Consider the following 26,936-nt stretch of genomic DNA (forward strand, 5'->3'; position numbering starts at 1 on the left):
CTCCTACTCGTAAGGCTCTCCTGCTGCCGTCTTGGCACTCCGAATGTGCGGCAACAGCTGACCGACCAGTCCGGGGGTGATCGCGAGGGTTGCCATTGCGTCGCTGGTGTAGTCCGCTCCGCTGCTGTCGAGGACCATGGCACCCGCCTCGCGGGCGATGGCTACCCCGGCTGTCACGTCCCATGGATGGTTGGAGAGGGTGAGGGCGGCGTCGAGCTTCCCCTCCGCCAGCCAGACAAGGTCGACGGCGGCTGACCCACTCATCCGCACGCGCTGCACCGTCTCGGCGAGCCGCGCCATCAGTGCCAGACGTTCCCGATTCTTTTTTGCGGCATCCGCGCCGACGGCGAAGTCGCCGATCCCGACCACCGCCTCGCTCAGGCTCGCGGTGCCGCTCACCTTTATTGGTTGGCCGTTCGCAAACGCGCCATAGCCTTCGGCGGCCCAGTATCGGGCGCTGAGGAAGGGTAGGTCGATGACGCCGAGGACCGGATGGCTGCCGTGGAGCAGGCCGAGGGAGATACCACACAGGGGAAGACGGCGAACGAAATTGACCGTGCCGTCAACCGGATCGAGAGTCCATTGCAACTCGCCGGTGCCGCTGATGCCCTCCTCCTCACCGAGGAAGGCGATGTCTGGTGTCGCGTCGTGCAGAAACGAGCGAAGGTCTCGCTCAATCGCGTAGTCGACCTCCGAGACGAGGTCGCGGTCACCCTTGCTGATCGAGGTAACTGGCGTTCGGCGGCGCATGAAGTTAGCTGCGCGCTCTACTGCGTCGAGGGCGATCGGCAGCAGGTCACGATATGCGATCACAGCCGTCGACCCCGCTCCCACTGCGAGTCGAAGACCTGCCCGTACACCGAGTACAACCCCGTCGCGGAGTCGCGCCGCCGCATGACGAAGGTTGGAGAGTCGACGCCTCGGCTCGCTGGCAGGTAGGCCTGGGCAAGGCAGAGGTCATCGACGAGAAGGATGTTGAACCGAAGTGTCTCATCGTAGGTGGCCACCTCGACGCTGCCGTGCAAGTTGTCGGGCAGCCGGTCACGCACCCTCAACATCGTCTCGATGTTGAGCTTCGTCAGCGCCGCGAGCTGACCTGCCGGAAAGCCCTCATCATGTTCCCTCGCTTGGATCGCCGAGCCGTCCGGATCTAGAAACAGGCACCGGACTTGTGCACCATCTTCGATGAGTTGATGCCAGCGGTGGTCGGGGTAGTGCTGGCACAGCAGGTTCAGGGAGAGGCCCATTGCTCGGACGTCGCGGGCACCCTCCAGGATGCGATCCGCAGGCAGGTGCGCAGTGAGTTCGGCTCGATTGCGGTAGACCGCCGTCACGTCTGCAAGGGGTTCGACGCCTGTGGCAGGGGCAGCGGCCGCGTTGTGGATCCCCGCTGCCCCGGCATCGACTGCGCCGTACGGCATCTCGACGGGGCCGGCCGGTCCCAAGCTCGCGCGGAACCGCCGATGAACCTCGCCGTCTGCGCGTACGAGCACAGTGTCGAGCGCGGCTTGCAGTTCCGGTCGCGGTTGTACCGCGTCCCGGCCAGCCTCCCACTTGGACACCGTGCGTTCGCTGACGCCGAGGTGCTCCGCGAAGTCGCGGATGCTCATCCGCAGGGCGTGCCGCAGCGCCCGGGTCTCCCGGCCGGTCCACTTCTGCACAGTCGTCATCCGCTCGCCTCCGATCGTCCGAAGATCGGCCGTTCAGCAGCTTAGCGGCTGTACTTCCGAGCAGGTACAGCGCAAGTGCAGAGCGTAGTCGTACCGCATGATCGGTGAGCTGACCAGGGTGGATGCATGGCCCGGGGCGGGTGCTGGGCTCCGGTGGCCCCCGATCGCGCCTCCACCGTCCCCGCCCGCCCCGGTGCCACTCCATCTCGCGATCTCGACGGAAGGGCTATCCATGGCGGTGGTGCTGGACGACTTCCCGGTGCTTACCCCGGTCAGCGACGAGGACGTGGCGCTGGCCGTGCGGGCGGTGCTGGTGCACGCGCCGGAGCGGTGGCCGGCGGGCCCACTGTGCCGTAGCGAGCGGGTGCCGCATCCGTGCCGGCTGACCCGCTGGGGCCGGGACACCCTGCGGGCGGCCGGGGTCACCGAGGCGCGGGTCGACGAGCTTGTCGCCGCCGGCGACCCGGACGCTTGGCCGTGGGCGTGACCGGGCTCGGGGCGTACCCGATGGAAGCATGGCTCGGGCCGGCGGGGGCGCGGGACGCGGTGGCGCGGTGGCTGCGGCTGGTGGCGGCGGACGCGGAGCTGGCGCCGTACCTCATCGGGATTGATCGGGCTCGGCTCGCCGGGCACCTGGCGCTGACCCTCACGGTGGCGCTCGGCCCGGCCGGCGACATCGCCCGGCTGGCCGCGGGGGCGTGGGGCGGCCTCGGCCTGACCGAGGCGCAGCACCGCCGGGTGGTCGACTACCTGGCCGGGGTGCTCTGGGCGCTCGACGTGCCGGCCGGCGCGGTGGCCGCGGCCCGGCGGGCCTTCGCGGACGAGGCCGGCTCGTGACCGCCGCTCTCGCCGCGTCGTGGTCCGCCACGATGCGGTACGCCCGCGTGGCTGCCGACCACTTCTGGTGCGCGGTCGAGGACCGTTGCCCGGGGCTGCTGCCGGAGCGGGAGGCGGCCGTGTTCCTCGCGACGCTCGGGCGGCTGGCCGTCGGCGGTGACGATCCGGCCGGGCGGGGGGCGCTGCTGGCCGTGCTCGGCCGGGCCTACCGCCGCTACCGGTTGGTGCCGCACCAGCTCAGTGTCGAGGCCGCCCTCACCGCCACCGTGGCCCGCCACGCACAGTGGACGCCGGAGTTGGCGGCGGCCTGGGCGCGGGCCAGCCGGCGGGCGTCGGCGGCGGTCGCCCGCGCCGCGGCGCGGGCCGGAGACGGCCCGGCCTGGTGGCCGGCCGAGGTCGTCGACCACGATCGGCCCGTCGACGGCATCGCCATCCTGACCGTACGCCCCTGGCGGCGCCTGCCCTTCCGGCCGGGGCAGGCGGTGCCCGTGTGCACCGAGCGCTGGCCCGGCCGGTGGCGCTGGTACTCACCGGCCAACGCCCCACGCCCGGACGGCACCCTCGAGTTCCACGTCCGCGCCATCGCCTCCGTCTCCCGCGCCCTGGTCAATGCGGTACGCCCCGGCGACCGGCTCTGGCTCGGCCCACCCCGGGACATCGGCCTGACCCTCGACCCGGCGTCCCGAGCGGACCTGCTGCTGGTCGCCGGGGGCACCGGGCTGGCACCGCTGCGTGCCCTGGTCGAGCAGGTCGCCGCGTCGCCCGCCCGGCGGCGGGTGACCCTGGTCGTCGGCGCCCGCACCTTCGCCGACCTCTACGATCCGATCAGCCTCGACAAGCTCCAGCGCGCCCACGGCTGGCTGACCGTCGTGCCCGCGTTCTCTCACGACGTCTCTGCCGAGCCGGGGGAGCAGGGCGACGCGCTCACGGTCGGCCTCTACCACCACCGGTCCGACCAGGAGGTCTACGTGTGCGGGCCGCCGATGATGACGGCCGGGTCGCGCCTGCGACTGCTCGCCGCCGGCGTCCCAGCGAAGCGGATCCACCTGCCTGATGGGTTCGCCGGCTGATGGCCACCTACCGCAGCCGCAACGCGCTGGTCGGCCCGCTTACCGCGGACCGGCTCAGCGCCATCGAGCTGCCCCGCACGTCACTTGGTCGGCGCGGTTACCGGCCGGACGACGTCGACGCGCTGCTGCACCGGCTCGTCTACGAGATGGGGGAGCGGACCCGCCTGCTCGACCATGCCCTGGACGAAAACGACCGCATCAAACGGGCCCTGCGCACCTGGCAGGCTGACGTGCAGGACCTTGCACGGAACCCCAGATAGGAACTCCGCTATCGGCGTCGCCTGGTCTCCAGCGGCCATTCCAGGCTCACTGTCTCGTCGCGGCCCTGCCGGTCGAAATACGCCTGAAGTTCCCGCCCGTGCTCGGCGTACCAGGTGACTTGCGCCCGGTGGAGGGCATCGGGGCGCATCCGGGCGATCCGTTCATGGCGGGCCGCGATCGACACCGCCATGCCGACTGCCGCACGCGCGTCGCTCGCCGCGTCATGTGCGGTCCCCAGGTCGACGTCGTAGTACGTGCACAGGTTGCCGAGCTGCCGGCCGCCGTACCAGCGGGGCTCGACCTGCTTGTGCAGGATCGAGGGGTCGATGATGACGGCGCGGTCCCAGTCCACCGGCGGAAGACCGTGGCGGGCCAGCTCGGTGTGCAATGCCGTGACGTCGTAGTGGGCGCAGAAGGCGACGAGCGGCGTGTCGTCCGCGATCACCTTCGCGATCGCCGTCCCCAGCTCGGCCAGTGCCTCCCGAGGCGGCCGCCCGGCGCTGCGCACCATCTCGTTGGTGATCCGGTGGATTTCGGTGGCCCGGGGCGGGATCGGCACTCCCGGGTTGATGAGCCACGTCGCGGTCGTGCCGTCGGCGTACACCAGTGCTGCCGCGAGGATGCGGGTTTCCCTGGGCTCGTCCTCCGTGCCCTCAATGTCGAAGCCCACGACCGGCATGTCGTGCCACCCACGATGAGCCCCGACAGGCGGGGCCGTTCTGACCGGTACGCACTCATGGTGGTACGGACTCCAGCGGCCTCCGACATTTTCCGCCTGGCCGGCCCCGGCCTCCACCCATTCTTGGCACTTTCCGCAGCTTCCGGGGTACCTGTTGATCACGATGAGGGGTCTCCTGTGCTGGTTCCTGGGCGCGCTGATTCGCCTCATGCGCAAGGGGAAGAGGCGCAACGAGCTGCGCGTCTGAAAGATCTTGGATCGCTGGCCGGGCTGCTGCCATCAACGGCTGGGGGCCACTTGTTGACCTATGTGGATGATCAAGACTGGCCGCTCGTTGGTATCTGACGGCTTTGCGACAGACGGCGGCCCACTGCAGGTCTTGTAGGCATGGAGATAGATCTATAGGCTCCGTCTAACACCGACAGTGATCACTGCGTTACTCGGTGCCAGCTCTGGGTTCTGCCGACCTGGGGAGGGCGGACGTGGCGTTGTCGTATCCAGCCGTGCAGGTGGTCGGGGGCCTGCTGCCCGGTGGTGTGGTGCAGCGGATCGGCGAGGGCGATCCAGAAGTCCCCGGCATCGACCCCGTGTCCTACGACCTGGCCGCCAGCGAATCAGTGCGTCGTCTGGCCAACGCGAAGTATCTCTACCTGCGCGACACGTACGCCGACTTCGCCAAGCGCCGGTCGCGTGGGGCGGCGTCCATCGCGCGCCTGACTCGGGACGAGTGGCTCGGCCCGCTGCTGCGCGAGCTGCACTACGGCGACTATGAGCCATTGCCCCGCGGCATCCCCGTGGACGAACGATCGTTCCCGGTCAGTCACCGGTGGCGACAAACCGTTCCGCTGCACCTGCTGCCGTGGCACGCTGACCTCGACCGGCGGCTCGGCCGCGCCGGCGGACCCGCGGGCGCCGCACCGCACGCCATGGTTCAGCAACTGCTGAACCAGAGCGACCGGCATCTCTGGGCCGTGCTCTCCAACGGCCAGCGCCTGCGGCTCCTGCGCGACTCGACCAGCCTCGTCGGCTCGTCGTACATCGAGTTCGATCTCCAATCGATCTTCGAGGGGGAGCTGTTCGCCGATTTCGTCCTGCTGTTCCGGATGGCGCACGCCAGCCGGCTCAAGGTCCGCGACGAGGAGATCGGGCCGCCGTCCTGCCTGCTGGAGCAGTGGCGGACGTACGGGGCCAAGCAGGGCGAGCGAGCGCTCACCCGGCTGCGTGGCGGGGTCGAGATCGCGCTGGAGATCCTCGGCACGGGCTTCCTGGACCATCCGGCCAACCAGCACCTCCGGGACAGCATCGGGACCGAACTGTCGCTGGCCGACTTCAAGCGCTCGCTGCTGAGGCTGGTCTACAAACTGCTCTTCTGGATGGTCGTCGAAGACCGCGACCTTCTGCTCGATCCGGCCGCCGACCAAGCGGCGCGCCAGCGCTACGACGCCTACCTGTCGTCGCAGCGACTGCGCAAACTTGCGCTCGTCCGCCGGTACTCCCGGCACGGCGACCTCTGGCAGGGGGTCAAGCTGGTCTTCCGCATCCTCGCGTCGGAAACCGGCTCCCGTACGGTCGGCCTGCCCGGCATCGGCGGGATCTTCGAGCACAGCGTCCTCGACGAGCCGCTCTGCCGCGCGGAGCTGACAAACGCCGCCCTGCTCCAAGCCGTCGAGGCGCTCAGCGTGCTAGCCAAACGCCGTGGCGGCCGGCAGCTGGTCGACTTCCGGCATCTTGGCGCCGAGGAGCTGGGCAGCGTCTATGAGGCGCTCCTGGAGCTGCATCCCCACTGGGACGCGACCCGCAGGCGATTCCACTTCTCCCGGCTGAACGGCAACGACCGGAAAAAGAGCGGCAGCTACTACACGCCGGCGAGTCTGGTCGACAGCCTCCTCGACACCACGCTGGAGCCGCTGCTCGATGAGGCGTGCGACAAACCGACCCGTGCCGAGCGCGAAGCGGCACTGCTGGACATCACCGTTTGCGATCCGGCGGTCGGGTCCGGGCACTTCCTCATCGCCGCGGCTCGGCGTATCGCCAAGCGGTTGGCGGCCGAGCAGACCGGCGAGCCGGAGCCGAGCGTCGACGCCGTCCGGATCGCGCTGCGTACCGTCGTGAGCCGGTGCTGCTACGGAGTCGACCTGAACGAGATGGCGGCGGAGCTGGCGAAGGTTTCGCTCTGGCTGGAGGCATTCGAACCCGGCAAGCCGCTCGGCTACCTCGATGCCAACATCCGGGTCGGCAACTCTCTGCTCGGGGCGACGCCCGCGATGCTGACCGGTGGCATTCCCGACGCGGCCTTCGTCGCGCTCGACGGCGACGACCGTGCCGTGGCCAACGCGCTGCGTAAACAGAACGCAGCCGAGCGGCGAGGCCAGCGGCCGCTCGGCGATGCGGTGGGCGTCAACCTCGACCTCGCTGAGGAGGCGCGGGCGATCGCCCACCTGGCGCCCTGCGAGTCACTGGCCGACGTGCATGTTCAGGCCAAGCGGGCCGAGTTGCTGGACGAGGATCGAAAGCGCGCCCGGCTGATCGCCGACGCCTGGTGCGCTGCGTTCGTCGGGCCGAAGACTGAGCGCACCCGCGGATACGCCATCACCGAGGGGATGCTGGAACGGCTGGCCAAGGGCGAGCGCGGTAGCGCGGTCGAGGCGGCACGCCAGGTCGTTCAGACGATGAGCCGCCAGTACCGCTTCTTCCATTGGCACATCGAGTTCCCGCACATCTTCCCGGTTCCACCGGACGGTGCGGGCGTCGAACCGGCGACCGGCTGGACGGGCGGCTTCTCCTGCATCCTCACCAATCCCCCTTGGGAGAAGATCGAACTGAAGCAGGAGGAGTTCTTCGCCAGTCGTGACCAGGTGATTGCCGGTGCCGAGCATGCCGCCGCGCGACGTGAGCTCATCAAGGCGCTGCGGACCAACGAGCATCAGAGCGGACGCGACCTCTACGGCGAACTGCTCACCGCGAAACGTGAGGTGGGCGGAGTGAGCCATCTGGTCCGTGCTTCGGGGAGGTACCTGCTCACCGGGTCCGGGCGGCTCAACACGTACGCCGTCTTTGCTGAGGCCGCGCGGGGCATCGCGGCACCGAGGAGTCTGCTCGGGATGATCCTGCCCACCGGAATCGCGACCGACGCGACCACCCAGGCTTTCTTCAAGGACGTCGTGACGAGCGAGAGCCTGGTTTCGCTCCACGACTTCGAAAACGAGGAGAAGCTCTTCGAGGGCGTGGACCACCGCGTCCGCTTCGCGCTACTGACACTCGCCGGCGCTAATCGGCGGACATCCCAGATTTCTCTCGCCTTCCGGGCTCGGCAGGTCTCCGACATCGCATCCCGGGCCTACCGGCTGACGCCGGAGGAGATCGGTGCACTCAACCCCAACACCGGTACGTGCCCGGTCTTCCTGTCGCGTCGCGATGCCGAGATCACACTGGGGATCTACCGTCGGGTGCCGGTGCTCTGGCGGGAGGACGATTCGAACGGGAATCCGTGGCGGCTCTGGCTGCGTCAGGGCCTGTTCAACATGGCCACCGATTCCGGCCTGTTCCACACCTTCGATCGCCTTCTGCATGCGGGATGGCAGCTCGACCGCAATGTCTTCGTCCGAGGTGGGGAGCGGATGCTGCCTCTGTACGAGGCAAAGATGGTGCACCACTTCGACCACCGGCTGGGCACGTACGAGGGCGCGACGGAGGCACAGCTCAACGTCGGCACCCTGCCCAGGCTCGACGACGACGCCCACCGTGACGCTGCGGAGACCGTCATGCCGCGCTACTGGGTAGCTGAGCAGGAGGTGGAGGGCCGGCTCGGAAAGCGCTGGTCGCGGGGCTGGCTGCTCGGCTGGCGGGACATCTGCCGTAGCACGGACGAGCGCACTCTTATATCGGCAGTCATACGCCGAGCCGCGGTTGGCGACAAGTTCCTGCTTGCGCTGCCCGGAGCGCATCCGGCCTGCCTACAAGGCAACCTCAGTACTCTCTGTCTCGATTACGTGGTGCGGCAGAAGTTCGCCGGCACTTCACTGAAGTACTACGTACTCAAGCAGTTGCCGGTGTTGCCGCCGGAGAGTTACGAGCGACCGGTGCCGTGGGACCCGGAGACGTCGGACCTGGCGGCGTGGATCACCGCTCGTGTGCTGGAGCTGACCTACACCGCCGACGACCTCGCGCCGTACGCCCGCGACTTGGGCGACGACGGACCGCCGTTCGTCTGGGACAGTCGCCGGCGGGAGCTGATTCGCGCGGAGCTGGACGCCGCCTACTTCCAGCTCTACGGCCTCACCCGTGACGAGGTCGACTATGTGCTCGACACCTTCGCGGTCCTACGCCAGCGAGAGGAGCGGGTCCACGGCGAGTACCGCGTGAAGCGTCTCATCCTTGAGCGCTACGACGCGATGACCCGCGCTACCGAGGCAAGGCAACCCCTCGCCCCCACTCTTAACCCAATGCCGGGTCAGGGGCGACGTCACCCGGGGTGAACCCTTCCGGTGCGGCGGGCTGGCGTGGGGGCACCACCTTCAGCAGGCCATGGCGGCGGGCGAACGCGGGAAACTCCGTCCCGGTGCAGGGCAGTCGATGGCCGGTCTGTCGCAGTGCGTCGATAATCGCGCCGGCCCCGATCTCCGTCAGCTTGCCCGTAACACATCCACCGGCCAGGAGCCAGATCGTCCCGTGGACGGTCAGGCCGTGGGCCCGACCCACTCTGGTGGCGTCGCGGTCGTCGGTGATGGCGACTCCGCTGTGAATGTCCGCGGCGGCGAAGACGCTGGCCTCGCCCATGTCGCGGGCACCGGCGCCTATCCTGCGGACCCAGTCCGCGAAACACCGGATCTCGGCGGGCTGGTCAAGGGCGATGACCTGCATCCAGTCGAGCTCCAGCGCGGAGTTGAGCGTAGGGTGCCGCTCCGTGCCGGACCGGAGCTCGTCCAGGACGACGGGCGTGGTGGCACATCGGCGTCCGATGACCATGTTTGCCAGAACGTCGAGTCGATCGGCGAGCGCGAAGTGGTTCAGCACGGTGGTGTCGAAGACCAACATTGGTGCGCTGGGCGCTCCCTGGCTGCTCACAGCGGCAAATCTGCCTCGTCGCGCGGCGGCAGGTCATCGCGCGTGATCTGCCCGTGTAGGAGTTCAACGGCACGGGAACTTGTGACCAGGTCACGCCGCCATGCCTCCATGACCGCATGCGAGTAGCCGGGCGGAACGCGCACGGCACTGAGATCGGGCTGCGGCGACCATCCGACGGCGTCCATGAATTCCGCCTGGGGGGGAGTGACCTGGCTCAAACTCCGTCGCGTCGTGGCATCGAGCCAACCTGCCTGCTCGGCTTGTCGGAGCGCGAGTGACCATGACGTGCGGTACCGGGCGGCCAACCGGATGATTTCCTCGCGAAGGTTGCCCTCGGGAGTGCGGCCGGTGAAGGCCGCAAGCGGCAGCAAAAGCTCCGCCGCAAAGGCGTTGATCATGGCCTCGCGATCCGCCCGCGACAAGTGCACTGCCAGGTCGCTGGAGTATTCATCGCCGAGCACCAGATGACCCAGTTCGTGGGCTGCCGTGGCCCGGCGCCTTCCGGGGTCACCATTGGCACTCACCACGGCCACCGCAATATCGCCGTCGATCAGCGAGGCGCCGTCTCCCGGCAGATCGCCGACCAGGACGTACTGTCCGCTGCGTTCGCTGAACTCCATCAGCGTGGGGATCGGCTCCTCGCCCGCGCCGTGCGCTTCGCGGAGCCATCGTGCGGCCGCCCGGGCGTCGGCCTCAGATCCCGCCCGCCCTGTGTAGCGCATCGGGGCATTGGGGCGCAGCGTCCCTGCGTCGATCATTTGACGTACGTCGCCAAGCCACGCGGACAGCGTGATGTCAAGGCGTTGGGATCTGCGCGCAGCCTCGGTGTCATTGTCCTCGGCAAGCGGCTCTGCGCGATGAGAGATGACCGCCGGCCGTCGATGCAGAAGGTAATCGATCGGTACGTCGAGCGCGGTGGCCAAGCGGATGAGTTCCAACGCGTCCACCCGGCGGCCACCAGCCTCGACCTTCGCGATCATCGTCCGGTCAAGCCCGATGCGGGTAGCCAGCTCGGCCTGCGACATGCCGGCGCCGAGGCGTGCCTGACGGATCTGCTCGCCAACGGTCGTCCAGTCGCTGTCTTCGACCATGGTGCGATAATCGCACACTTGCGGTGAACGTAATGCTCCACCGGCCAAGGTTTCGTCAATTCCGGGTGCGAGCCGCTGCCGGCGCTGCCTTCTTGGCTGCGCGCCGTGCCGGCACCCGCACCCCACTCGGGCCGGATCCGAGCACTGACCTGGCCAGGTCGGTCCACGCCGGTACATCGACCCCGTCTCGATCGTCGGTCCAGATGAGCGTGCCCTTCGGGCCGCCGCCTTCGTCCTGGGGCAGCACACCCTGCTCGCGGTACCAGGCCCGCTTGCCCTCCCAGGCATTTTCGTAGTGCGGGTTGTCCAACATGCCGAGGTGCTCCCAGTAGACCGGCCGACCATCGGAGCCCGTGATGGTGAAGTCGGGGAAGCGGGTGACCTCGCCGGCGACAAGGGGCTTCTCGTACTCCCATGCACCGGGCGCCAGGTCCTCCAGGATGCTGGCGATAATCACCTCATTCTTACTGCGCACCAGGATGCCGTTCGATGTCACATGGATCAGGTTGGTGTCGAGTACGCCGGCTGCGGTGCCGTCCGGCAGCAGCACCTCGCGGGGCGCGGGAGGCGCGAACAGGTCCGTCAGCCGGCGGGCCGTCTCGGAGCCAGTTGACCGCGTCAGCTCGAACAGCTCGTCGATCGGCCGTTCATGCAGCAGGACGACCTTTTCCTTCTGCCTGGTGAGCGCGGTGTAGAGCAACTCCCGGGACAGACGCCGCGAAGACCCGGGCAGCAGCACGAAGACCTTGCCGAACTCCGAACCCTGGGCCTTGTGCACGGTGATCGCCCACGCGAGCTCAAGCGCCGGGTCGTCCTCGTTACTCGATCGGTAGCTGTAGCGGGACCCGACCTGAGACGAGAATTCGATGTGGGTGTACCTGGGTGGCGACCCCTTCTTGCTGATCTGCCCGACGACCACACCGATCTCGCCGTTCGCCACGTAGTTCAGCGCATCGGGGACGGCGGGCCAGGCATCCTTGTTTTGGTTCTGATTGTTGAGGACCTTGTCGCCGAGGACGATCTGCTCCGCCCCGATCGGCGACGGCACCGTGCGCTCGTACGGCGGCCGCAGTGCGTCCTTCAACGCCTTGCCGCGATACTTGCGCTTCAGGCGTCGATTCACCTCGATGGTGCCCCACGGGTTGGTACGGGTGGGGGACAGGATCTGCCACGCTTCGGACCGCGCGCCGGCACCATCCTCGCCCGTGGGGAAGTTCACCCACGGTCCGTTCTCCCGTCCGCCGTAGGACAACTCGAACCTCGCGGCGGCCTTCGGCCCCGAAATGTCCAACTCCTCGGCGAGGGCCGCGTCGATGGCCTGCTCCGGGCGCGTCGCCTGCCACGGGCGTGCCGCAAGCGTCTTCATCTCGGCCCCCTTGCGGAGCCGATGCCACACCTCGTCGAATCCCTCCGGGATTTCGTCACCGGCGAACCAGCCGGCCAGCATCAGGTCGTCGCGCACCTGGCCGGACTGCCGCCGCAGCACCGTCAGCTCGGCGTATCCACGAACTACCCGGGGGAACGAGGGCACGGCCCCTTCACTGGCGAGCCGTGCGATGAGGTCCACGAACGGGCGGCCGGCACCGATCGGTGGTAGCTGGCGCGGGTCGCCCACCAGGATGAGGCGGTCCGGGGGCCGCAGCGCGTCGAGAAGAGCGGCGAGCTGCTCCTCCGTCAGCATCGACGACTCATCCACGATCACCGTCCCGAACCGCGGTGCCTTGGGCCGGCTGCTGTCGATCAGGTAGACGCCCGTGTCCCGGTCGTACCGGCCGTACTTGCCGAGGAACTGGGCAAGGGTCTGGGCCGGCAACTTGACCTTCTTGGTGAGCTGCACCCGTGCCTTGCCGGTCGGGGCAAGCAGGAGCACGCCAGCGCCATGGACATCCGGGTGGTTGGCGAGGGCGTGAATCAGAGTGGTCTTGCCAGTGCCGGCGCGTCCGTTGAGCACGCTCAACGGAGCGGCGAACAGTTCGGCTAGCGCGGCGGTCTTCTCCAGACGTGCCCGCTCCTCGGCCGCGATGTCGTCCGCGTCGTTCGAGTTGTAGTCGGGCAGCGCCCCGTCGAGGACCGCGCGTACGTCGCCCGGCACCTGGTGACGCATTTTGGCCAGTTGCTCGTCGACCGTGATTCGGATCAGCCGGCTTGTCGTCTCCAGCCGGGTCAGCTTGAACGCCGGCGACCCGTCGGCCAGTTCCGTCCCGCACACCGGCGGCCAGTACGGCGACTCGTCGTCGTAGCTGAGATCCGAGGGGTGGAGTTCGTGGGCCTCCAGCACCTCCTCGGTGAGCGGACACGGCTCGACCAGCGGCCGTTCCTTGATGGCGTCGAGCATGCGGCCCAGCGGCACCACGGTGTCACCCGTCGCTGCGGCTTCTTCCGCGACGGCTGTCAGCAGCGCCTGCACCCGGCGTTCGTCCGCCGCGTCGACCATCGCCGACGGTTCCTCTAGGGGGAAGGCCGCCCGGACGGAGGCTTCAGGGAAGCAGCCTCGGTCGATGACGTCGAAGGCGACCTCGGCCGGGCCGCCCAGCAGGCAGGTGTACGCGTGGTAGGGGTCTTCCAGCAACTCCCCGTGGCTCAGGTCGATCTCGGTGTCACCGGTCAGCAGCGCCTCGGCCTGTGCGACGGTGAGGTTGAAGCGGGTCAGCAGCTTCAGGAACCGCAGCTTCTCGTCGGGCAGTTTGCGCCACACCTTGCGCGGGGTGCCGCTCAGCTTCTTGGCCAGCTCGGGGCTCAGCCTTGTCGGCTCCTCCATCGCCTCGCCGAGGAAATCCCAGGGGTCTACGCCCTCGGGCGTCTGCCGGGCGATCGCCCGGGCGACCACCGGACCGTGCGGTACGGACAGGGCCTCGAGGACCGCACCAAGGCCGGGAGCCGGGCCGCGCATCGTCCATAGCTCGGCGATACGGTCCGAGAGCCAGTCCAGCGATACCGAGGGCACGTCCAAGCCGAGGTCGAGACAGCGCTCCGCCGCCCGGTAGAGCCGCTCAAGCGCCGCGATTGCAGTGTCGTCCGAGACATGCTCCGTGACGTACATGAACTCCCGGCTGCCGTACTCCGGGGCCCAGGCCAGCGCGTCGCCGAGCTCGTCCGGATCCAGGTCGAGGGCCGCCAGTTCCGCCATCGGCAGCAGCACCCCGTCCTTGCCGTCAGGTCGCAGGGAGTGCCGGACGTTGGTCTCCCACATGTGGTTGGGGAACGGCGTCGATCCGGTGGTCTGCCAGGCGCCGGGCAGCTCGATGTCGTTGATGCGGGCCGCGCCGACGAGGAGACTTCGTCCACCGCTGGTGCCGGCGGCGGTGAACGGTGAATGCTTCAGGTAGAAGAAGACGAGGGCGTTGCCCGGCTCGACGTCGGCGAAGAAACGGGTCATCAGGGCGCGCTGGTTGTCGCCGTGGATGACCCACTGTGGCTTGAACTTCAGAGTGTCGTTGACAAGCTCTTCGAGCTCTTCACGGTATTCGACGTCAGTGGTGCGGAGCACTTCCGCGACGTTGTCCCGGTGCAGCCAGAAGTAGGGCGTGGCATGCACGCCGTAGGCCGGCACGGTCACCGGCGTGGGTTGGAGCTTTCCCTTCAATGCGGGGCTACGGCGGTACGGGTGCTCCTTCATGAGCTGATAGTTGTGTGGGCTCATGAAGGAGCCGCGCTCGCCGACACACGGGATCCGGTTCGGATTGACGAGGTCGAGCGGCTTGTCGGCGTGGGCCGCTTCGTACTCGTCTTCGCGTTGCTCGCCGATGTTCTTGAGCAGCACACACGATGCGTTGTCCAGAGGCCGCTTGCAGACCGTCCCTGCCCAACCGCTGTCGTGCCACGGCACCCGTACCGATAGATGCAGCCCACCGCTCATCCCGATCAGCCCTTCGCGAGGAGACCCGACCACGACGCGCCGAGCCTTGGGTGAGCACTCTGTATATCGCACGGTGATGGTGGGCGATGTCCCAAATGACTGGGCAACGCTTCCGTTGAGACTTTTGGCCGGTCGAAGCTGACCAGCCGCCAGAATCCTCAGCACCAGATGGCGATAGTGTCTCCGGACGCATGCTCCTCGGGCGGGTCGGGGTAGCTGATGGCATGGCCTGTGGCAATGCGGTGAGCGCTCCAGGCGGCGGCAGCTGCGTCCAACACGTCATCCGGGCCGGCTCGCCCCGCGGCACCGAGGTCTGCCGGCACCGCGATGCCCACCTCCACGAGCAGATCGCGTCGCTGCATCTGGCCCTGCCACGTCTTCTTCGATGCCAGGGTGCGGCCTTGGGCGATCCCCCGGAACGACACCTCGGGGTGCACCTCGTAGACCCGATGCTGGTCGCGGTCCCGGTAGGCGTTGGCCTCCAGCAACTTTGCTCGTAACGCCCATGCCTGCCGGCTGAAGCCCTGTCCGGTGATCTCCCGGCAGCGCTTGACTGCCGCCTCGTACTCCTCTTCGAGCCAGACCGGTCGCGGCGGCACCCGGAACACGGTGCTTCGTGCTGTGCCAAGGGCGGCAGCCGCTGCGATGTCGGCCTGGCGCCACCCCGCCTTGGCCAGCCCCAGCGGCATGTCGAGCCCTACCACATCGACGTCCTGACGCTCGGCAAGCAGTGCTGTCAGGTTGGGGGCGAGGTGTGCCTTCGCGAAGACGCCGTCATGCAGCTCAACCGCCACCCAGCCGTCCTTGCAGCCGTCCACCCCAAGCACCCGTAGCTTCGTCATGGCAACCGACCGTAGGCTGTGCTGATTACCCCTCGCTACGTCCGAAAGGTCAGCACCATGCCCGAAGGCGTCCGGTACGGACTACTGGTGCGCACCTGCCTAGAGGTGCTGCGCGACGCCGCTGAGCGACTGCCTGGCAAGGTTGTGTTGGCAGAGGTTCCGCAGCGCATCGAGCTGACTGAGGCCGAGCTGCGCCCCCAGAAGAGTGGGGCAGCCGCATGGGTAGTCGCGGCACACTTCCACACGGGCGACGCGGCCACGGTTGGCTGGATGGTCAAGAGAAACGCCCTCTGGTGGATCACTAGTGAGGGCCGTGCCGCGCTGGAAGCCTATCCGAGTGCTGATGAGCTGTACGGGGAGATCAGTCGCCAGTACCGCGAGATCGTCCGGAGCCGGAAGCAGGCGCGTAAGAAGTACGAGAGCAAGCTGCACACCATTGCGGCCGCTGTTGACAACGTGCCCGCCGGCTCTTGGACTGCCTACGAAGATTTGGCGGAGTTGGTGGATGGGAAAGCAGAGGACATTGCACATCTGCTCGCCGACACCTACGTCGAGGATTCGCACCGTGTGCTGACCGCCGATGGCCAAGTGCCGTCCGCTGCTTACCAGCACTCGCGGCATCGAGGCGACGACCTGCGCAAGCGGCTGATAGCGGAGGGCGTCGAGTTTGATGGCCGGCATGCGAACCCGGAGCAGCGGGTGACCGTCGACCTCGTTGTGGACAGGGTGCCTCCGGCGGAGCCGGCGGCACGCCGGGCCTGGCTGGTGCGCGGGTCGAACGTCGACGGCGTCGACCTCGTGCCGGAGTGGCTGGCGCACGGCTGGGTGTCGCTTGCGGCGTCGCAGCTGCCGGAGCTGAATGGCGAGATCGAGCCCCAACGCCTCCAGCAGATCGTCGAGGAGGAGTACCGGCACAAGAGCTACTCAGTGCGGGAGAAGCTGCTCGGCTACTTCAGCGCGTTCCTGCGCAAGATGCGCCCGGGCGACTACCTGATGACCATGCATCGGGGCGAGATCTACCTCGGCCTGGTCGACGGGGCGGCCTACTTCGAGGAGTCACCGGATCGGCGGTCCAACCTGCGCCGGCCTGCGCGGTGGCTCAACGTCGGTTCACCACGGGACCTCACCGACCTGACCGGACCGCTGCCCACTCTGACCCAGAGCCAGGACGACCTGATCGACCTGACCGACGCACTCGACGCGCTCGACCGGCTCTACGCCGACCTGATCTCCGATCAGACGGTTGTTGAGCCGACTCCCGAGGCGCGGCTGGCCGAGGTGACACCTCAGACGGCTGCCGATCTGCTCACGGATGTCGCCTGGTTAACCGATGTACGCGACCTGCTCACCGAGCGGCGGCAGGTGATCCTGTACGGCCCGCCGGGCACCGGCAAGACGTACCTGGCCCAGAAGCTGGCGGCCCGACTGACCGAGCCGCACGCCGTGAAGCTGATCCAGTTCCACCCCTCCTACACCTACGAGGACTTCTTCGAGGGCTTCCGGCCGGAGAGCGGCGACGACGGAACGCTGCGGTTCAAGCTCACCTCCGGCCCGCTGCGCCAGCTCGCTGACGATGCTCGGGAGCACCCCTCCACCGCGTACATCCTGATCATTGACGAGATCAACCGGGGCAACCTGGCCAAGATCTTCGGTGAGCTGTACTTCCTGCTCGAGTACCGCGAACAGCGCATCCGGTTGCAGTACTCGGCGGAGGACTTCACCCTGCCCGCGAACCTGTACCTCGTCGGCACCATGAACACCGCCGACCGATCCATCGCCCTGGTCGACGCGGCGATGCGGCGGCGTTTCGCGTTCGTCGAGCTACATCCTTCGAAACCGCCGGTCTCCGGGCTGCTGCGCCGCTGGCTGGACCGGGAGGGCCTGACGTCGGACGCGCCCGCACTGCTCGACGCGCTCAACCTGCGGCTCGCCGACGCCGACTACGCGATCGGACCGTCTTACTTCATGCGGGAATCGGTCCACGCCAAGCCGGACGGGCTCGACCGGGTGTGGCGGCACGACATCCTGCCGCTGCTCGTCGAGCTTCACTACGCCGACGACATCGACGTCGAGCAGCAGTACGGCCTCGACGCGCTGCGCCAGTCGCTGCCGCACCAACCATGACCCTGATCCGGATACGCGAGGCCGGCCCCGCGGTGCAGGTGCACCTCGGTGCCGACGACGCGCGTCGCCTCGCCGCGTCCGAGGTCGTCGACGTGCACCCAGGACCGGCCGCCGGAGTGTGGAGCGTACGCGCCGGCAGGAAGGTCGGCGCGGCCCGGGTCGGCGGGGTGGAGCTGCACATCGAGCCAAAGGTGCCGGTCGCGCGGCTGCTCTTCCTGGTCGGGTACGCACGCAACCCGAAGGGCTGGCGCGACGAGAGCGTGCCGCTCACCGAGCATGCCGGGCTGGTGCCGGCGCTCGCCGCCGCCCTGTGGCGACAGATCGACCGCGCGCTGCGCCAGGGCCTGCTCCAGGGCTACCGGACGGTCGACGACACCTCACCGGTGCTCCGCGGCCGCCTCCGAGAGACCGCGCAGCTCAGCCGGCGAGCGGGTTTGGCGTTGCCGCTGGAGATTCGCCACGACGACTACACGGTCGACATCCCCGAGAACCAGATCCTCGCCACCGCGGTCGACCGGATGCTGCGCGTACCGGGGATCGATGCCGGATCCCGGCGGATGCTCCGCCACCTCGCCGGGCGGTTCGCTGGGGTCACGCGGCTGAGGCCGGGGGAGCCCGCGCCGGCCTGGCGCGCGACGCGGCTCAACGAGCGGCTGCTCGTCGCGCTTCGGCTCGCCGAACTGGTGCTCGCCGGCGCCTCCGTCGAGGCTGGCCGGGGTGGTGTTCTCGCCAACGCCTTCCTGCTCGACATGTGGCGGGTGTATGAGGACTTCCTCTCGGTCGCGCTCCGCGCGGCCATCGAATCGGCGCACGGCGGCACGGTCGTGCTGCAAGCGCACCACCATCTGGACGATCGGCGGCGCTTGGAACTGAGACCCGACATCCTGTGGCGGCGTGGCTCGGGCGAGGTCGGCGCGGTGGTGGACGCCAAGTACAAGGCCGACACGGCGCGCGAGGACGCCTACCAGATGCTGGCCTACTGCATTGCCTACCGGCTGGCGCGCGGGCACCTGGTCTACGCCTCCGGCGAGCACCCGCCGGTCCGGTATGTCGTCCGCAACGCCGAGGTCGAGATCGTCTGCCACGCGCTCGATCTCAACGTCGAACCCGAAGAGCTCCTCGCGCGGACTCGTAGGCTGGGTGAAGAGATAACCCGTTCGGATCCTGCATGGACTGTCGCTCTTCGCTAGGGTTGCCTCGCAGCCAGTAACCGCGAGGTCGGGAGGGTCAGTGAACCTCATCATCGAGGGATTGACCAAGAAGTTCCAGGAGGACCAGGAACTCAGTGCCCTCAACGAGGCCGAGGCGTTTGAGGCGTTCGCCGGCTACTGCGTGCTGAGCGGCTACCACGAGGATGACTTCAACCCCGACCAGTTCCGGATGGGCGGCGGCGGTGATCTCGGGATCGATGTCGCGGGTGTAGTCGTCAACGGTGACCTCCTGGGAGATGCCGACGAGGTCCGCGAAGCGGTGCAGAAGGCCAAGCAACTGGACGTCCGTTTCGTCGTCATTCAGGCCAAGCGCAGCGAGAAGTTCGAAGCCAAGGTCTTCACTGATCTCGCGGACAATCTCGTCCAGGTGTTCCGGCGCGAGCCGATGACGTACAAGCGGTCGGAGGACATCGCGAACCTGCGTGCCTGCATCGGCGCCGTGTACGAGGACGTGAGCAAGTTCAAGAAGGCCCTGCCAAAGCTCTCGGTTCACTACGTCACGACGGGCCGGCCCGGCGACAACCTGCTTGACGAAAAGCGGATCGCGGCGGCTCAGCGCCTACGCGACCTCAACATTTTCGAGGACGTAGAGGTCCTCGCAGTCGGCGCCGACGAGCTGAGAGACCTGTACCGGAAGGCTACGGAGGCGGTCGGCGCCAGCTTCACAATGCCCAAGCAACTTCCATTACCGAAGATCCCCGGCGTTGAGCAGGCGTTTGTCGCGGTTCTCCCCGCGCGGAAGCTCGTCGAGAAAATTCTGACCGACCCCAACGGCGGGATTCGCAAGGTCCTCTTCTATGAGAACGTTCGCGACTTCCAAGGCTACAACTCGGTCAACGGCGAGATCCGCCGCAGTCTCCTAGATCCGGATCGTCGTGACCGTTTCGCCGTGCTGAACAACGGGATCACGATCGTCGCCCGAGAGATGAGGACCGCCGGTGAGGAGGTCCACATCCGCGACTTCCAGATCGTCAACGGCTGTCAGACCTGTCATGTGTTGTTCGACCAGAGGGAGACCCTGACAGACGGTGTGTATGTCAACGTCCGACTCATCCAGTCCAACGACGAAGACGTTATTGGCGGGATCATCGCGGCGACCAACCGGCAGACGGCTGTCAGCGAGGACGACCTCGCGGCGCGCGAATCGTTCCACAAGAAGCTCGAGGACTACTTCGCCGCTCACCCCGAGTCCCGCCGGCTGTACTACGAGCGGCGGTCCCGTCAGTACAGCGGCGAAGCCAGCGTCGAGCGGACCCGGGTTATCACTCGGCCGCAGCTGACCAAGGCCTACGCGGCGATGGTCCTTGACGATCCCGCTGGCACGGGTCGTTACGCAAGGCTGAAGAGCAAGTACGAGAAGATGCTCTTCAAGCCAAACCACGATCCTCGCGTCTACTACACCGCCGCGGCCGCCTTTTACCGGCTCGAGTGGCTCTTCCGAAACAAGCGGGCATTCTGGGGCTACCGTGCGGCCCGTCATCACCTGTTGGCCGCGCTGAAAGCCCGACTGGTCGGCACGGGGTCCTGGCCTCACGGGTCTGCCGGGAAGAACGCCTGCGACAAGATTCTCGACGTGGTCTGGAACCCCCTGGACTCCGAGTATCACTTCCTTGAGCTGCTGTTGGTCGTGGTGGGGGCGCAGAAGGAGGCGGAGGCGGAGCGACCGGGCGTGCTGTTGAGCGACCTCGTTCGCACCGAGCGTTTCGCCGAGCGCGTGCGGCGCGGGGCAGCCGAGCTGCCGTCGTAAGCTATTGCGGTGTCCCGCTCGTACCTGCTGATCCTCGGCGACCGCGACGCCATTGGCTGGGTGCTCCGCGAGCAACGGATGGCCTTTCCCGCCACGCCCCGCGCGGAGGTTGCGGCCCTCGCCGCCGGCGATTCGCTCTATCTCTACGCCACCCGGGGCGCCTGGCGTAACCCGACTCGGGACCGGGGCCGGATCATCGGGGTGGCGACCGCTCGCGGCGCCGCCCGCACGCTGGACGAGCCAGTCGAAATTGCCGGGCGCCGTTTCGTCTCCGGTTGTGACTTGGAGATCAACCGCCTCGTGCCTTACCCAGACGGCTTGGAGCTGCAGCCGCTGGTCGTGCAGCTGTCGGCGTTTCCCAAGCCCCAGGCGTGGAGCGTCTACCTGCGACGGGCGTTGCTGCCCCTGCCCCAGGCCGACGCCACTTTGCTACAGCGAGCCTTGCAGCCGCTGCTCACGTCGCGGGAGCAGGCTCTGCCGACTTACCCGTCAGCGACGGCGGTAGCAACGAGCTAGGCTCACCGACCCAGCCCAGCCAGAGCCCGTCGCGTGCCCGGGTCATGGCCACGAACAGTTGGCGCCGCACCAGGGCGATCCTCTCCGCGTGTGCGTCGGCGTCCTCGCCACGGGTACGGCGCTCCGAAAGCCCGTCAGGGTCGAGCCGGGGAAGGAAGACCTGCTTGAACTCCAGCCCCTTTGCCCGCTGGTAGGTGCCGACCTTGACCAGGGTGGTGGGGTTGCCGTCGTAATCCTCCAGCCGTTGGGTCGGCAGTCCCAGCGAGTCGATCAGGTCCGTGTAGTGCCGGGCGAGCGCATGAGTGGGAACGAGGACAGCAAGATCACCGATTCCTGTACCGCCCGCGATCACGGAGTCGATCGCCGCGGCGAGCGCCAGATCGTGGTCCTCTTCGCTCTGGTTCGATGAGAAGACCGGGGGAGCACCAGTGCGGGACACTTCGACTGCACGCAGTCCCGGCTCGGGCCGGTCGCCCCCGTCGTCGAACGGATGGCTGTCCACGATCGCCTGAGCGACCTCGTACACCTGTCGCGTGTTGCGGTAGTTGTGTGTCAGGACGTGGGAGCGCCCCCGTACCTGGACGCCCACGGATGCCAGGTTGAAGCCACCGGGATAGATCGACTGCTGTCCGTCACCCACCAGCAAAAGGCCGTTGGGCCGGTCACCCACCAGCGCGTAGAGGAGACGCAGGGCGGCATCGGTCAGGTCCTGCGCCTCGTCGACGATGACCGCGTCATACTCGGGCGGGCTGTTCCGCGCGACTTCATGAGCCCGGAGGAGCACGTCCGTGAAGTCGGCCACACCACGATTGCTCAACTCCGCTGCATACTCCGTGGCCAGCCGCCACACCTGGGCGCGGAGTTCGCTCGACAGCCGGGTCCCCCGTCCGTTGCGCTCCAAGGCAAGGTACGCGTCCAGGTCGGGTAGGGCGCGACCGCGGACGACCCAGTCCACCTCCTCCCAGAGGTACGCCGAGCTGAGCCCCGCCTTCTTGAGCGGACTGGTCGCGGTGACCAGGCGGTTGAACGTGGCGCGCCAGGCCTTGTCGGCCTCGCGCGGGTCGACTCGCATTGGCGTACCGTGCCGGTGCAGGTACTGCAGCGCCCAACGGTGCACGTTGGCGAACTCCACCAACTCCCTTTCGACCGGCGCGAACCGGGCGAAGATCTGCTGGTAGACCTCTGGCAGGTTGCGTACGTAGGTGGTCATCAGGACTTTTCTGCCAAGCCGGGCCAGGGCCCGGGCCCGGTGCAGAGCGACAACCGTCTTCCCAGTCCCCGCGCCACCACGGATCCGGGCGGGTCCGCTGTACGTCCGGTGGACCAGGTCCTGCTGCGCCGGGTCGAGGTAGACCATCCAGTCTTCGATGGGCTTGGCCAGCCATTCGGCGAGCCGATCTGCGGGAACCGGCACGAACTCGGGGCTGGTCTGCGGGGTGCTCAGCGCTTCAGAGAGTTGCTCGTCCACCGAAGCGGTCGGTTCGGCCGTGAGAGCCGGCTCATCCTCGATCACCGGCGTGGTCGGCTCGCCGCTCGGGTCGCCGTACATCGCCAGGTTCATCGCCGTCTGCCACGCCTCCGGCCGCATGTGCGTGTCGAGCGATGTCAGGTCGGAATCGACGTTGAGCCGGCGAAGCACCTTGACTTCCTGCGGTTCGAATCCGAAGGCGGCAAGCTCGGCGTCGTTCCAGGCCATGAAGAGTCGCCCCTCTTCGGCCCGGCGTTTGGTGTACGGCACGTCGCGCCCAGTCTCCGGGTCCTCGTCGATGACCCGCAGCACGTTCTGCGTGTCGTCGACTTCGAGCCGCAGCCGCTCGGCGCGACGGTAGACGGCATCATGTTCGCCGAAGAGCAGCAGCACGATCACGTTGCCGACCCGTCGCCAGATCAGCCGGTGCCCCTGATTGGTGACATACGAGGTAAACGTCTCCGGCTGTGCTTTGCGCACGGCGTGGGTCTGCAGCCGAGGGTTGCCGAAAGGCTTCACCGAAAGCTCGGTCAACGTCTGCGAGAGTGCGGCGAGAACCTCTGGCCGCGACACGTAGCGCTGAATGCAGTCGTTGAAGATCGGAGTGAAGCGGTGGTCGTACATCCTGACTGTCCACCCTTCCTCGTCCTGGGACTCGGTTCTGTGCCTCGACGACTACGCCAGGTCGATCCTAGGCCCCGGACCATGTCTTTCGCTGTCCGCGCGATCTTGAATCGACTGTGTTGCCACGAGCAGTGAGCCGACAGGGCCGGGGGAGCAGCGATGGGAACGACTTCTGCCCCATACTGGCGCGGTGTTCACTCTCGCCCAGGCGCGACACCTGGTGGCCACCCTGCGGCCGCGCGTCGAGGAGCTGATCCGGCTCCGCGCCGACCTCGCCGAACTCCGGATCGACCTGGCCGACCACGGGGTCAGCGCGCTCGGCGGGCTGGCCGAGGTGAAGGCCCTGGAGGCCCGGCTGCACGCCGTGGTGGAGGAGTTCCACCAGCACGGCATCCAGGTGAAGGGGATTGCCCCGGTGCTGCTGGACTTCCCCGGCGAGCGGGACGGCCGGGCCGTGCTCTGGTGCTGGCTGGAGGGGGACACCGACGTCCGCTGGTACCACCGGGTGGAGTGCGGCTTCGCCGGCCGTCGCCCGGTCTGACCCGCCAGAGCACGGCCGCCGCCTGGCCTGACCCGCCAGAGCCGGCCGATGCCCGGCGCCGGGTGGGACCGTCAGCCGAGGGTGGCCAGCGCGGCCGGCGCCACGTTGCCGCCGCTGAGCACCAGGACGGTCCGCTCGCCGGGCGCCACCTCGACCAGCCCCGCCCGCAGCGCCGCCAGGGTGACCGCGGCGGCCGGCTCCACCAGCAGCTTCGTGGCCTCGACGAGGTCGGCCCAGGCGGGCAGGATGGCCGCCTCCGGCACCTCCACGACCGCGTCGACCAGCGCCCGGACATGTGCCAGGGTGTGCCGCCCGGCGAACGGGGCGGCCAGGCCGTCGGCGACCGAGGCCGGGCGGGCCGGCGGGGTGCGCGTCCCGGTCCGCAGCGCGTACGACATGGCGTTGGCCCCGTCCGGTTCCACCCCCACGACCCGGGTCGTCGGTGACCCCGCCCGGACGGCCGCGGCGATCCCGCTGATCAGCCCGCCGCCGCCCACCGGTACGAGCACGAGGTCGGGGCGTGGGCCGTCGGCCAGGATCTCCCGCCCCACGGTCGCCTGACCGGCGATCACGTCCGGGTCGTCGAAGGGCGCGAGCAGGTGGAAGCCGCGCTCGGCCGCGACCGCCTCGGCGGTGGCCAGCAGGTCGTCGGTGAGCACCGCCTCGGCGCCGAGCCGGCGCACCGCGGCCAGCTTGGCGGGCACCGCGTGCGGCGGCATGCAGACCACGGCGGGCAGCCCGGCGGCGCGGGCGACGTGCGCCACCGCGATCGCGTGGTTGCCGGCGGAGAAGGCCACCAGCCCGGCCGGCGTGCCGGCGCGCTCGGCGTGGGCGAGCAGCGCGTTCGTGGCGCCGCGGACCTTGAAGCTCCCGGTGTGCTGGAGGTTCTCCGCCTTCACGGCCAGCCGTACGCCCAGCTCGGCGCCGAGGACCGGCGCCTCCAGCAGCGGGGTGCGGAGCACCCGCCCGTCGAGGCGCTTCTCGGCCGCTGTGATGTCGTCGCCGGTGATCAACCGCACCCAGCGAGCCTAGTCCGTCCGCACGCAGGGACGGGTACCGTGCCGGACATGGCCGACGCACGGCGGGCGACTCCTGAGGACGCCGGCGAACTGGTCCGGCTGCGCGGGTTGATGCTCGCCGCGATGAGCGGCACCCCGACGCCGCCCGGCTCCTGGCAGGACGCCGCGCGGGACAACCTGCGGGCCTGGCTGGCCGAACCGGAGCCGTGGCTGGCCGCCTTCGTGGTCGACGCGCCGGACGGCGGCGCGCTGGCCGCCTGCGCGGTCGGCACCACCGAGCGACGGCTCGGCGGACCGGGCAACCCGAGCGGCCTGGTCGGCTACGTCTTCAACGTCAGCACCGACCCCGGCCATCGCCGGCAGGGCCACTCCCGGTCGTGCCTGACCGCGCTGCTGAACTGGTTCCGCGAGCGGGGCGTGCGCACGGTCGACCTGCGGGCCACGGCGGCGGGCCGGCCGCTCTACCGGGCGTTGGGCTTCCGGGAGACCGCCGATCCGGCGATGCGACTGACCCTCCCCGACGACGCGGGGTGACGGCCCGGCCGGCGCGTACCCGGCCGGGGACCGCCGGAACGGAGGGCGGCGCGGCCGTCCGCCCTCCGGTGGCGAGCGTCAGCTGTCGGCGTAGCGGCGGGCGGCGGCGAGGGCGGCCCGAAGCCGTTCCGCGTCCACCGGCGCCGGGTGCGCCCAGTCGCCGTCCGCGGCGTAGAGACCGGCGTACGCGGTGGTGTCCCGCTGGAACCGCCAGCCCTCGGCGAGCGGGCCGACATCGACCGCGTCGTAGCCGAGCGAGTCGAGGAACGCGGTGACGGTGGCCTTGGCGGCCGGGTCGTCTCCGGCGATCGGCAGGGCGGTACGGTCCGGCGCGCCGGCCGGCCGGGCCAGGGCACGCAGGTGCTCGAAGTAGATGTTGTTGAAGCCCTTGACCACCCGCGACCCCGGCAGGTGCCGCTGGAGCAGCTCGCTCGTGGTGGTCGACTCGTCGTCCAGCTCGGGGAAGCGCCCGTCCCGGTCCGGGTAGTAGTTGTTGGTGTCGATGACGACCTTGCCGGCGAGCGGTCCGGCCGGCACGTCGCGGTAGGCCCGCAGCGGGATGGTGACGACCACGAGGTCGCCGGCCGCCGCCGCCTCGGCCGGGGTGGCGGCCCGGGCCCGGGGGCCCAGCTCGTCCACCAGCTCCTTGAGCGTCTCCGGTCCGCGCGAGTTGCTCAGTACCACGTCGTGACCGGCGGCCACCGCCAGCCGAGCCACCGTGCCGCCGATGTTGCCGCTGCCGATCAGTCCCACAGTTGTCATGTCCGGTGCCAACCCGGGGACGGCCGCCGGAATTCCCGACCAGGACGCTAGGTTTTCGCGGCGAAGGAAACCTTCGGACCCGTGCGCCGCATCGACAATGGTTTGTATCGATAAGGTTCTATCGGCAACCCGCGCGAAATGTTGATCTTCCATCGGTCTCTGATTTATTGATATCTATCTCTCACCACCACTTCCCACCCCCAGGAGTGCGACGTGCGGAGATCCCGTCTTGCCACCCTCGCCCTGACCCTGGCCGCCTCGTTCGGCGTCACGCTGACGCTGGGCGCCGCCCCCGCCCAGGCGGCCGCGACCGACCGCTACGTCGCTCTCGGCGACTCGTACGCCTCCGGCGTCGGCGCCGACAGCTACACCTCCGAGAGCGGGTCCTGCCTGCGCAGCACCAACGCCTATCCGGCGCTCTACAACGCCAACATCAGGCCGGCGTCGTACCGTTCGGTCGCCTGCTCCGGCGCGACCACCACGGACGTCGTCAACAACCAGCTCTCCGCGCTCTCCTCGACCACCACGCTCGTCAGCGTCACGATCGGCGGCAACGACGTCGGCTTCGCCAGCATCATGAGCACCTGCGTGCTCCAAGGTGAGACCCAGTGTGTGGCCGCCGTCCAGGCCGCCGAGGACAAGGCCCGCACGCTGCTGCCCGGCCGGCTGGCGAACGTCTACAACGGCATCAGGAGCCGGGCCCCCTCGGCCCGCGTCGTGGTGGTCGGCTACCCGGTCTTCTACCAGCTCGGCACGGTCTGCGTCGGGCTCAGCGCCACCTCGCGAGCCAAGATCAACGAGGGGATCAACCTGGTCGACGACATCACCCGGACGGCCGCGACCTCGGCCGGCTTCACGTTCGCCGACGTCCGGTCCATCTTCGTCGGCCACCAGCTGTGCAGCTACGGCGAGAAGTGGCTGCACGCGTTGAACTACCTGAACCTCACCGTCTCGTACCACCCGACGGCCGCGGGGCAGTCCGGCGGCTACTACCCGGTCTTCCGCTCCGCCGCGGGCTGA

Annotated in this window: 22 protein-coding genes; 12 read left to right on the forward strand and 10 right to left on the reverse strand. The window is 68.6% G+C overall.

Features of this window, described 5'->3' with window-relative positions:
• Positions 1–3: 3 nt before the first annotated feature.
• Together FXF50_RS18145 and FXF50_RS18150 are read right to left on the reverse strand one after the other, a co-directional pair.
• On the reverse strand, positions 4–813 hold the full coding sequence (locus tag FXF50_RS18145) for an inositol monophosphatase family protein (protein ID WP_222866073.1): 810 nt from the start codon (positions 811–813) through the stop codon (positions 4–6).
• Positions 810–1,670, reverse strand: coding sequence for a DUF5919 domain-containing protein (locus FXF50_RS18150; RefSeq protein ID WP_148429359.1), 861 nt, complete (start codon positions 1,668–1,670; stop codon positions 810–812). Before FXF50_RS18150 ends, FXF50_RS18145 begins: the two co-directional genes overlap by 4 nt.
• 232 nt (positions 1,671–1,902) lie before the next feature.
• Here FXF50_RS18150 and FXF50_RS18155 point away from each other — a divergent pair, with 232 nt between their 5' ends.
• From FXF50_RS18155 to FXF50_RS18170, 4 genes are read left to right on the forward strand one after another with little or no spacing between them, the layout of a single operon-like run.
• Positions 1,903–2,157 carry a hypothetical protein gene (locus FXF50_RS18155; protein ID WP_148429361.1) on the forward strand — a complete coding sequence of 85 codons (255 nt, stop codon included), beginning with the start codon at positions 1,903–1,905 and terminating at the stop codon, positions 2,155–2,157.
• 20 nt (positions 2,158–2,177) lie between these two features.
• Complete coding sequence (locus FXF50_RS18160) at positions 2,178–2,507, forward strand: hypothetical protein (RefSeq protein ID WP_148429363.1); 330 nt, start codon at positions 2,178–2,180, stop codon at positions 2,505–2,507.
• Positions 2,504–3,577, forward strand: coding sequence for an oxidoreductase (locus FXF50_RS18165; protein WP_255510097.1), 1,074 nt, complete (start codon positions 2,504–2,506; stop codon positions 3,575–3,577). The genes FXF50_RS18160 and FXF50_RS18165 overlap by 4 nt, the downstream gene beginning before the upstream one ends.
• Positions 3,577–3,837, forward strand: coding sequence for a DivIVA domain-containing protein (locus tag FXF50_RS18170; RefSeq protein WP_148429365.1), 261 nt, complete (start codon positions 3,577–3,579; stop codon positions 3,835–3,837). Before FXF50_RS18165 ends, FXF50_RS18170 begins: the two co-directional genes overlap by 1 nt.
• A gap of 8 nt (positions 3,838–3,845) precedes the next feature.
• Here the strand turns inward: FXF50_RS18170 and FXF50_RS18175 are convergent, their stop codons facing one another.
• Positions 3,846–4,517: an exonuclease domain-containing protein gene (locus FXF50_RS18175; RefSeq protein ID WP_187399721.1), complete on the reverse strand. Its 672-nt coding sequence runs from the start codon at positions 4,515–4,517 to the stop codon at positions 3,846–3,848.
• Positions 4,518–4,999: 482 nt separating this feature from the next.
• Here FXF50_RS18175 and FXF50_RS18180 point away from each other — a divergent pair, with 482 nt between their 5' ends.
• The gene (locus FXF50_RS18180) at positions 5,000–8,992 is read left to right on the forward strand and encodes a DNA methyltransferase (protein ID WP_148429370.1); all 3,993 of its coding nucleotides are present in this window, start codon (positions 5,000–5,002) and stop codon (positions 8,990–8,992) included.
• On the opposite strand, the gene FXF50_RS18185 is transcribed toward FXF50_RS18180, so the two are convergent.
• The 4 genes from FXF50_RS18185 to FXF50_RS18200 all read right to left on the reverse strand — a co-directional run bounded on the left by FXF50_RS18185 (position 8,952) and on the right by FXF50_RS18200 (position 15,370).
• Positions 8,952–9,581: a hypothetical protein gene (locus FXF50_RS18185; protein WP_148429372.1), complete on the reverse strand. Its 630-nt coding sequence runs from the start codon at positions 9,579–9,581 to the stop codon at positions 8,952–8,954. The genes FXF50_RS18180 and FXF50_RS18185 overlap by 41 nt on opposite strands.
• Entirely contained in the window at positions 9,578–10,672 is a 1,095-nt protein-coding gene (locus FXF50_RS18190) for a helix-turn-helix domain-containing protein (protein ID WP_148429374.1), read from the reverse strand. Before FXF50_RS18190 ends, FXF50_RS18185 begins: the two co-directional genes overlap by 4 nt.
• A 55-nt stretch (positions 10,673–10,727) precedes the next feature.
• A complete protein-coding gene (locus FXF50_RS18195) occupies positions 10,728–14,432 on the reverse strand; it encodes an AAA family ATPase (protein ID WP_222866074.1) in 3,705 nt (1,234 codons plus the stop codon).
• A 254-nt stretch (positions 14,433–14,686) separates the two neighbouring features.
• The gene (locus FXF50_RS18200; RefSeq protein ID WP_148429378.1) at positions 14,687–15,370 is read right to left on the reverse strand and encodes a DUF429 domain-containing protein; all 684 of its coding nucleotides are present in this window, start codon (positions 15,368–15,370) and stop codon (positions 14,687–14,689) included.
• 57 nt (positions 15,371–15,427) lie between these two features.
• Between FXF50_RS18200 and FXF50_RS18205 the strand changes: the two genes are divergently transcribed.
• From FXF50_RS18205 to FXF50_RS18220, 4 genes are read left to right on the forward strand one after another with little or no spacing between them, the layout of a single operon-like run.
• A complete protein-coding gene (locus FXF50_RS18205) occupies positions 15,428–17,494 on the forward strand; it encodes an McrB family protein (protein ID WP_148429380.1) in 2,067 nt (688 codons plus the stop codon).
• Positions 17,491–18,684: an McrC family protein gene (locus FXF50_RS18210; RefSeq protein ID WP_148429382.1), complete on the forward strand. Its 1,194-nt coding sequence runs from the start codon at positions 17,491–17,493 to the stop codon at positions 18,682–18,684. The genes FXF50_RS18205 and FXF50_RS18210 overlap by 4 nt, the downstream gene beginning before the upstream one ends.
• Before the next feature lie 40 nt (positions 18,685–18,724).
• Positions 18,725–20,452 (forward strand): AIPR family protein, encoded by a 1,728-nt coding sequence (locus FXF50_RS18215; protein WP_148429384.1) that lies wholly within the window; start codon positions 18,725–18,727, stop codon positions 20,450–20,452.
• 9 nt (positions 20,453–20,461) lie between these two features.
• Positions 20,462–20,968, forward strand: a complete 507-nt coding sequence (locus FXF50_RS18220) for a hypothetical protein (RefSeq protein ID WP_222866075.1) — start codon at positions 20,462–20,464, stop codon at positions 20,966–20,968.
• Here the strand turns inward: FXF50_RS18220 and FXF50_RS18225 are convergent.
• Complete coding sequence (locus FXF50_RS18225) at positions 20,907–23,060, reverse strand: UvrD-helicase domain-containing protein (RefSeq protein WP_148429388.1); 2,154 nt, start codon at positions 23,058–23,060, stop codon at positions 20,907–20,909. The genes FXF50_RS18220 and FXF50_RS18225 overlap by 62 nt on opposite strands.
• 190 nt (positions 23,061–23,250) lie before the next feature.
• Here FXF50_RS18225 and FXF50_RS18230 point away from each other — a divergent pair, with 190 nt between their 5' ends.
• A complete protein-coding gene (locus tag FXF50_RS18230; RefSeq protein WP_091320183.1) occupies positions 23,251–23,601 on the forward strand; it encodes a DUF2203 domain-containing protein in 351 nt (116 codons plus the stop codon).
• 71 nt (positions 23,602–23,672) lie between these two features.
• On the opposite strand, the gene FXF50_RS18235 is transcribed toward FXF50_RS18230, so the two are convergent.
• Complete coding sequence (locus FXF50_RS18235) at positions 23,673–24,620, reverse strand: threonine/serine dehydratase (RefSeq protein WP_148429390.1); 948 nt, start codon at positions 24,618–24,620, stop codon at positions 23,673–23,675.
• Positions 24,621–24,668: 48 nt separating this feature from the next.
• Between FXF50_RS18235 and FXF50_RS18240 the strand changes: the two genes are divergently transcribed.
• Positions 24,669–25,154, forward strand: coding sequence for a GNAT family N-acetyltransferase (locus FXF50_RS18240; protein WP_148429392.1), 486 nt, complete (start codon positions 24,669–24,671; stop codon positions 25,152–25,154).
• A gap of 78 nt (positions 25,155–25,232) precedes the next feature.
• Here FXF50_RS18240 and FXF50_RS18245 read toward each other — a convergent pair whose 3' ends face one another.
• A complete protein-coding gene (locus FXF50_RS18245) occupies positions 25,233–25,916 on the reverse strand; it encodes an NADPH-dependent F420 reductase (RefSeq protein WP_370464128.1) in 684 nt (227 codons plus the stop codon).
• A gap of 213 nt (positions 25,917–26,129) precedes the next feature.
• On the opposite strand from FXF50_RS18245, the gene FXF50_RS18250 reads away from it, so the two are divergent.
• Positions 26,130–26,936, forward strand: a complete 807-nt coding sequence (locus tag FXF50_RS18250) for an SGNH/GDSL hydrolase family protein (RefSeq protein ID WP_148429396.1) — start codon at positions 26,130–26,132, stop codon at positions 26,934–26,936.

This window comes from Micromonospora sp. AP08 (assembly GCF_008085935.1).
Lineage (GTDB): Bacteria > Actinomycetota > Actinomycetes > Mycobacteriales > Micromonosporaceae > Micromonospora > Micromonospora chersina.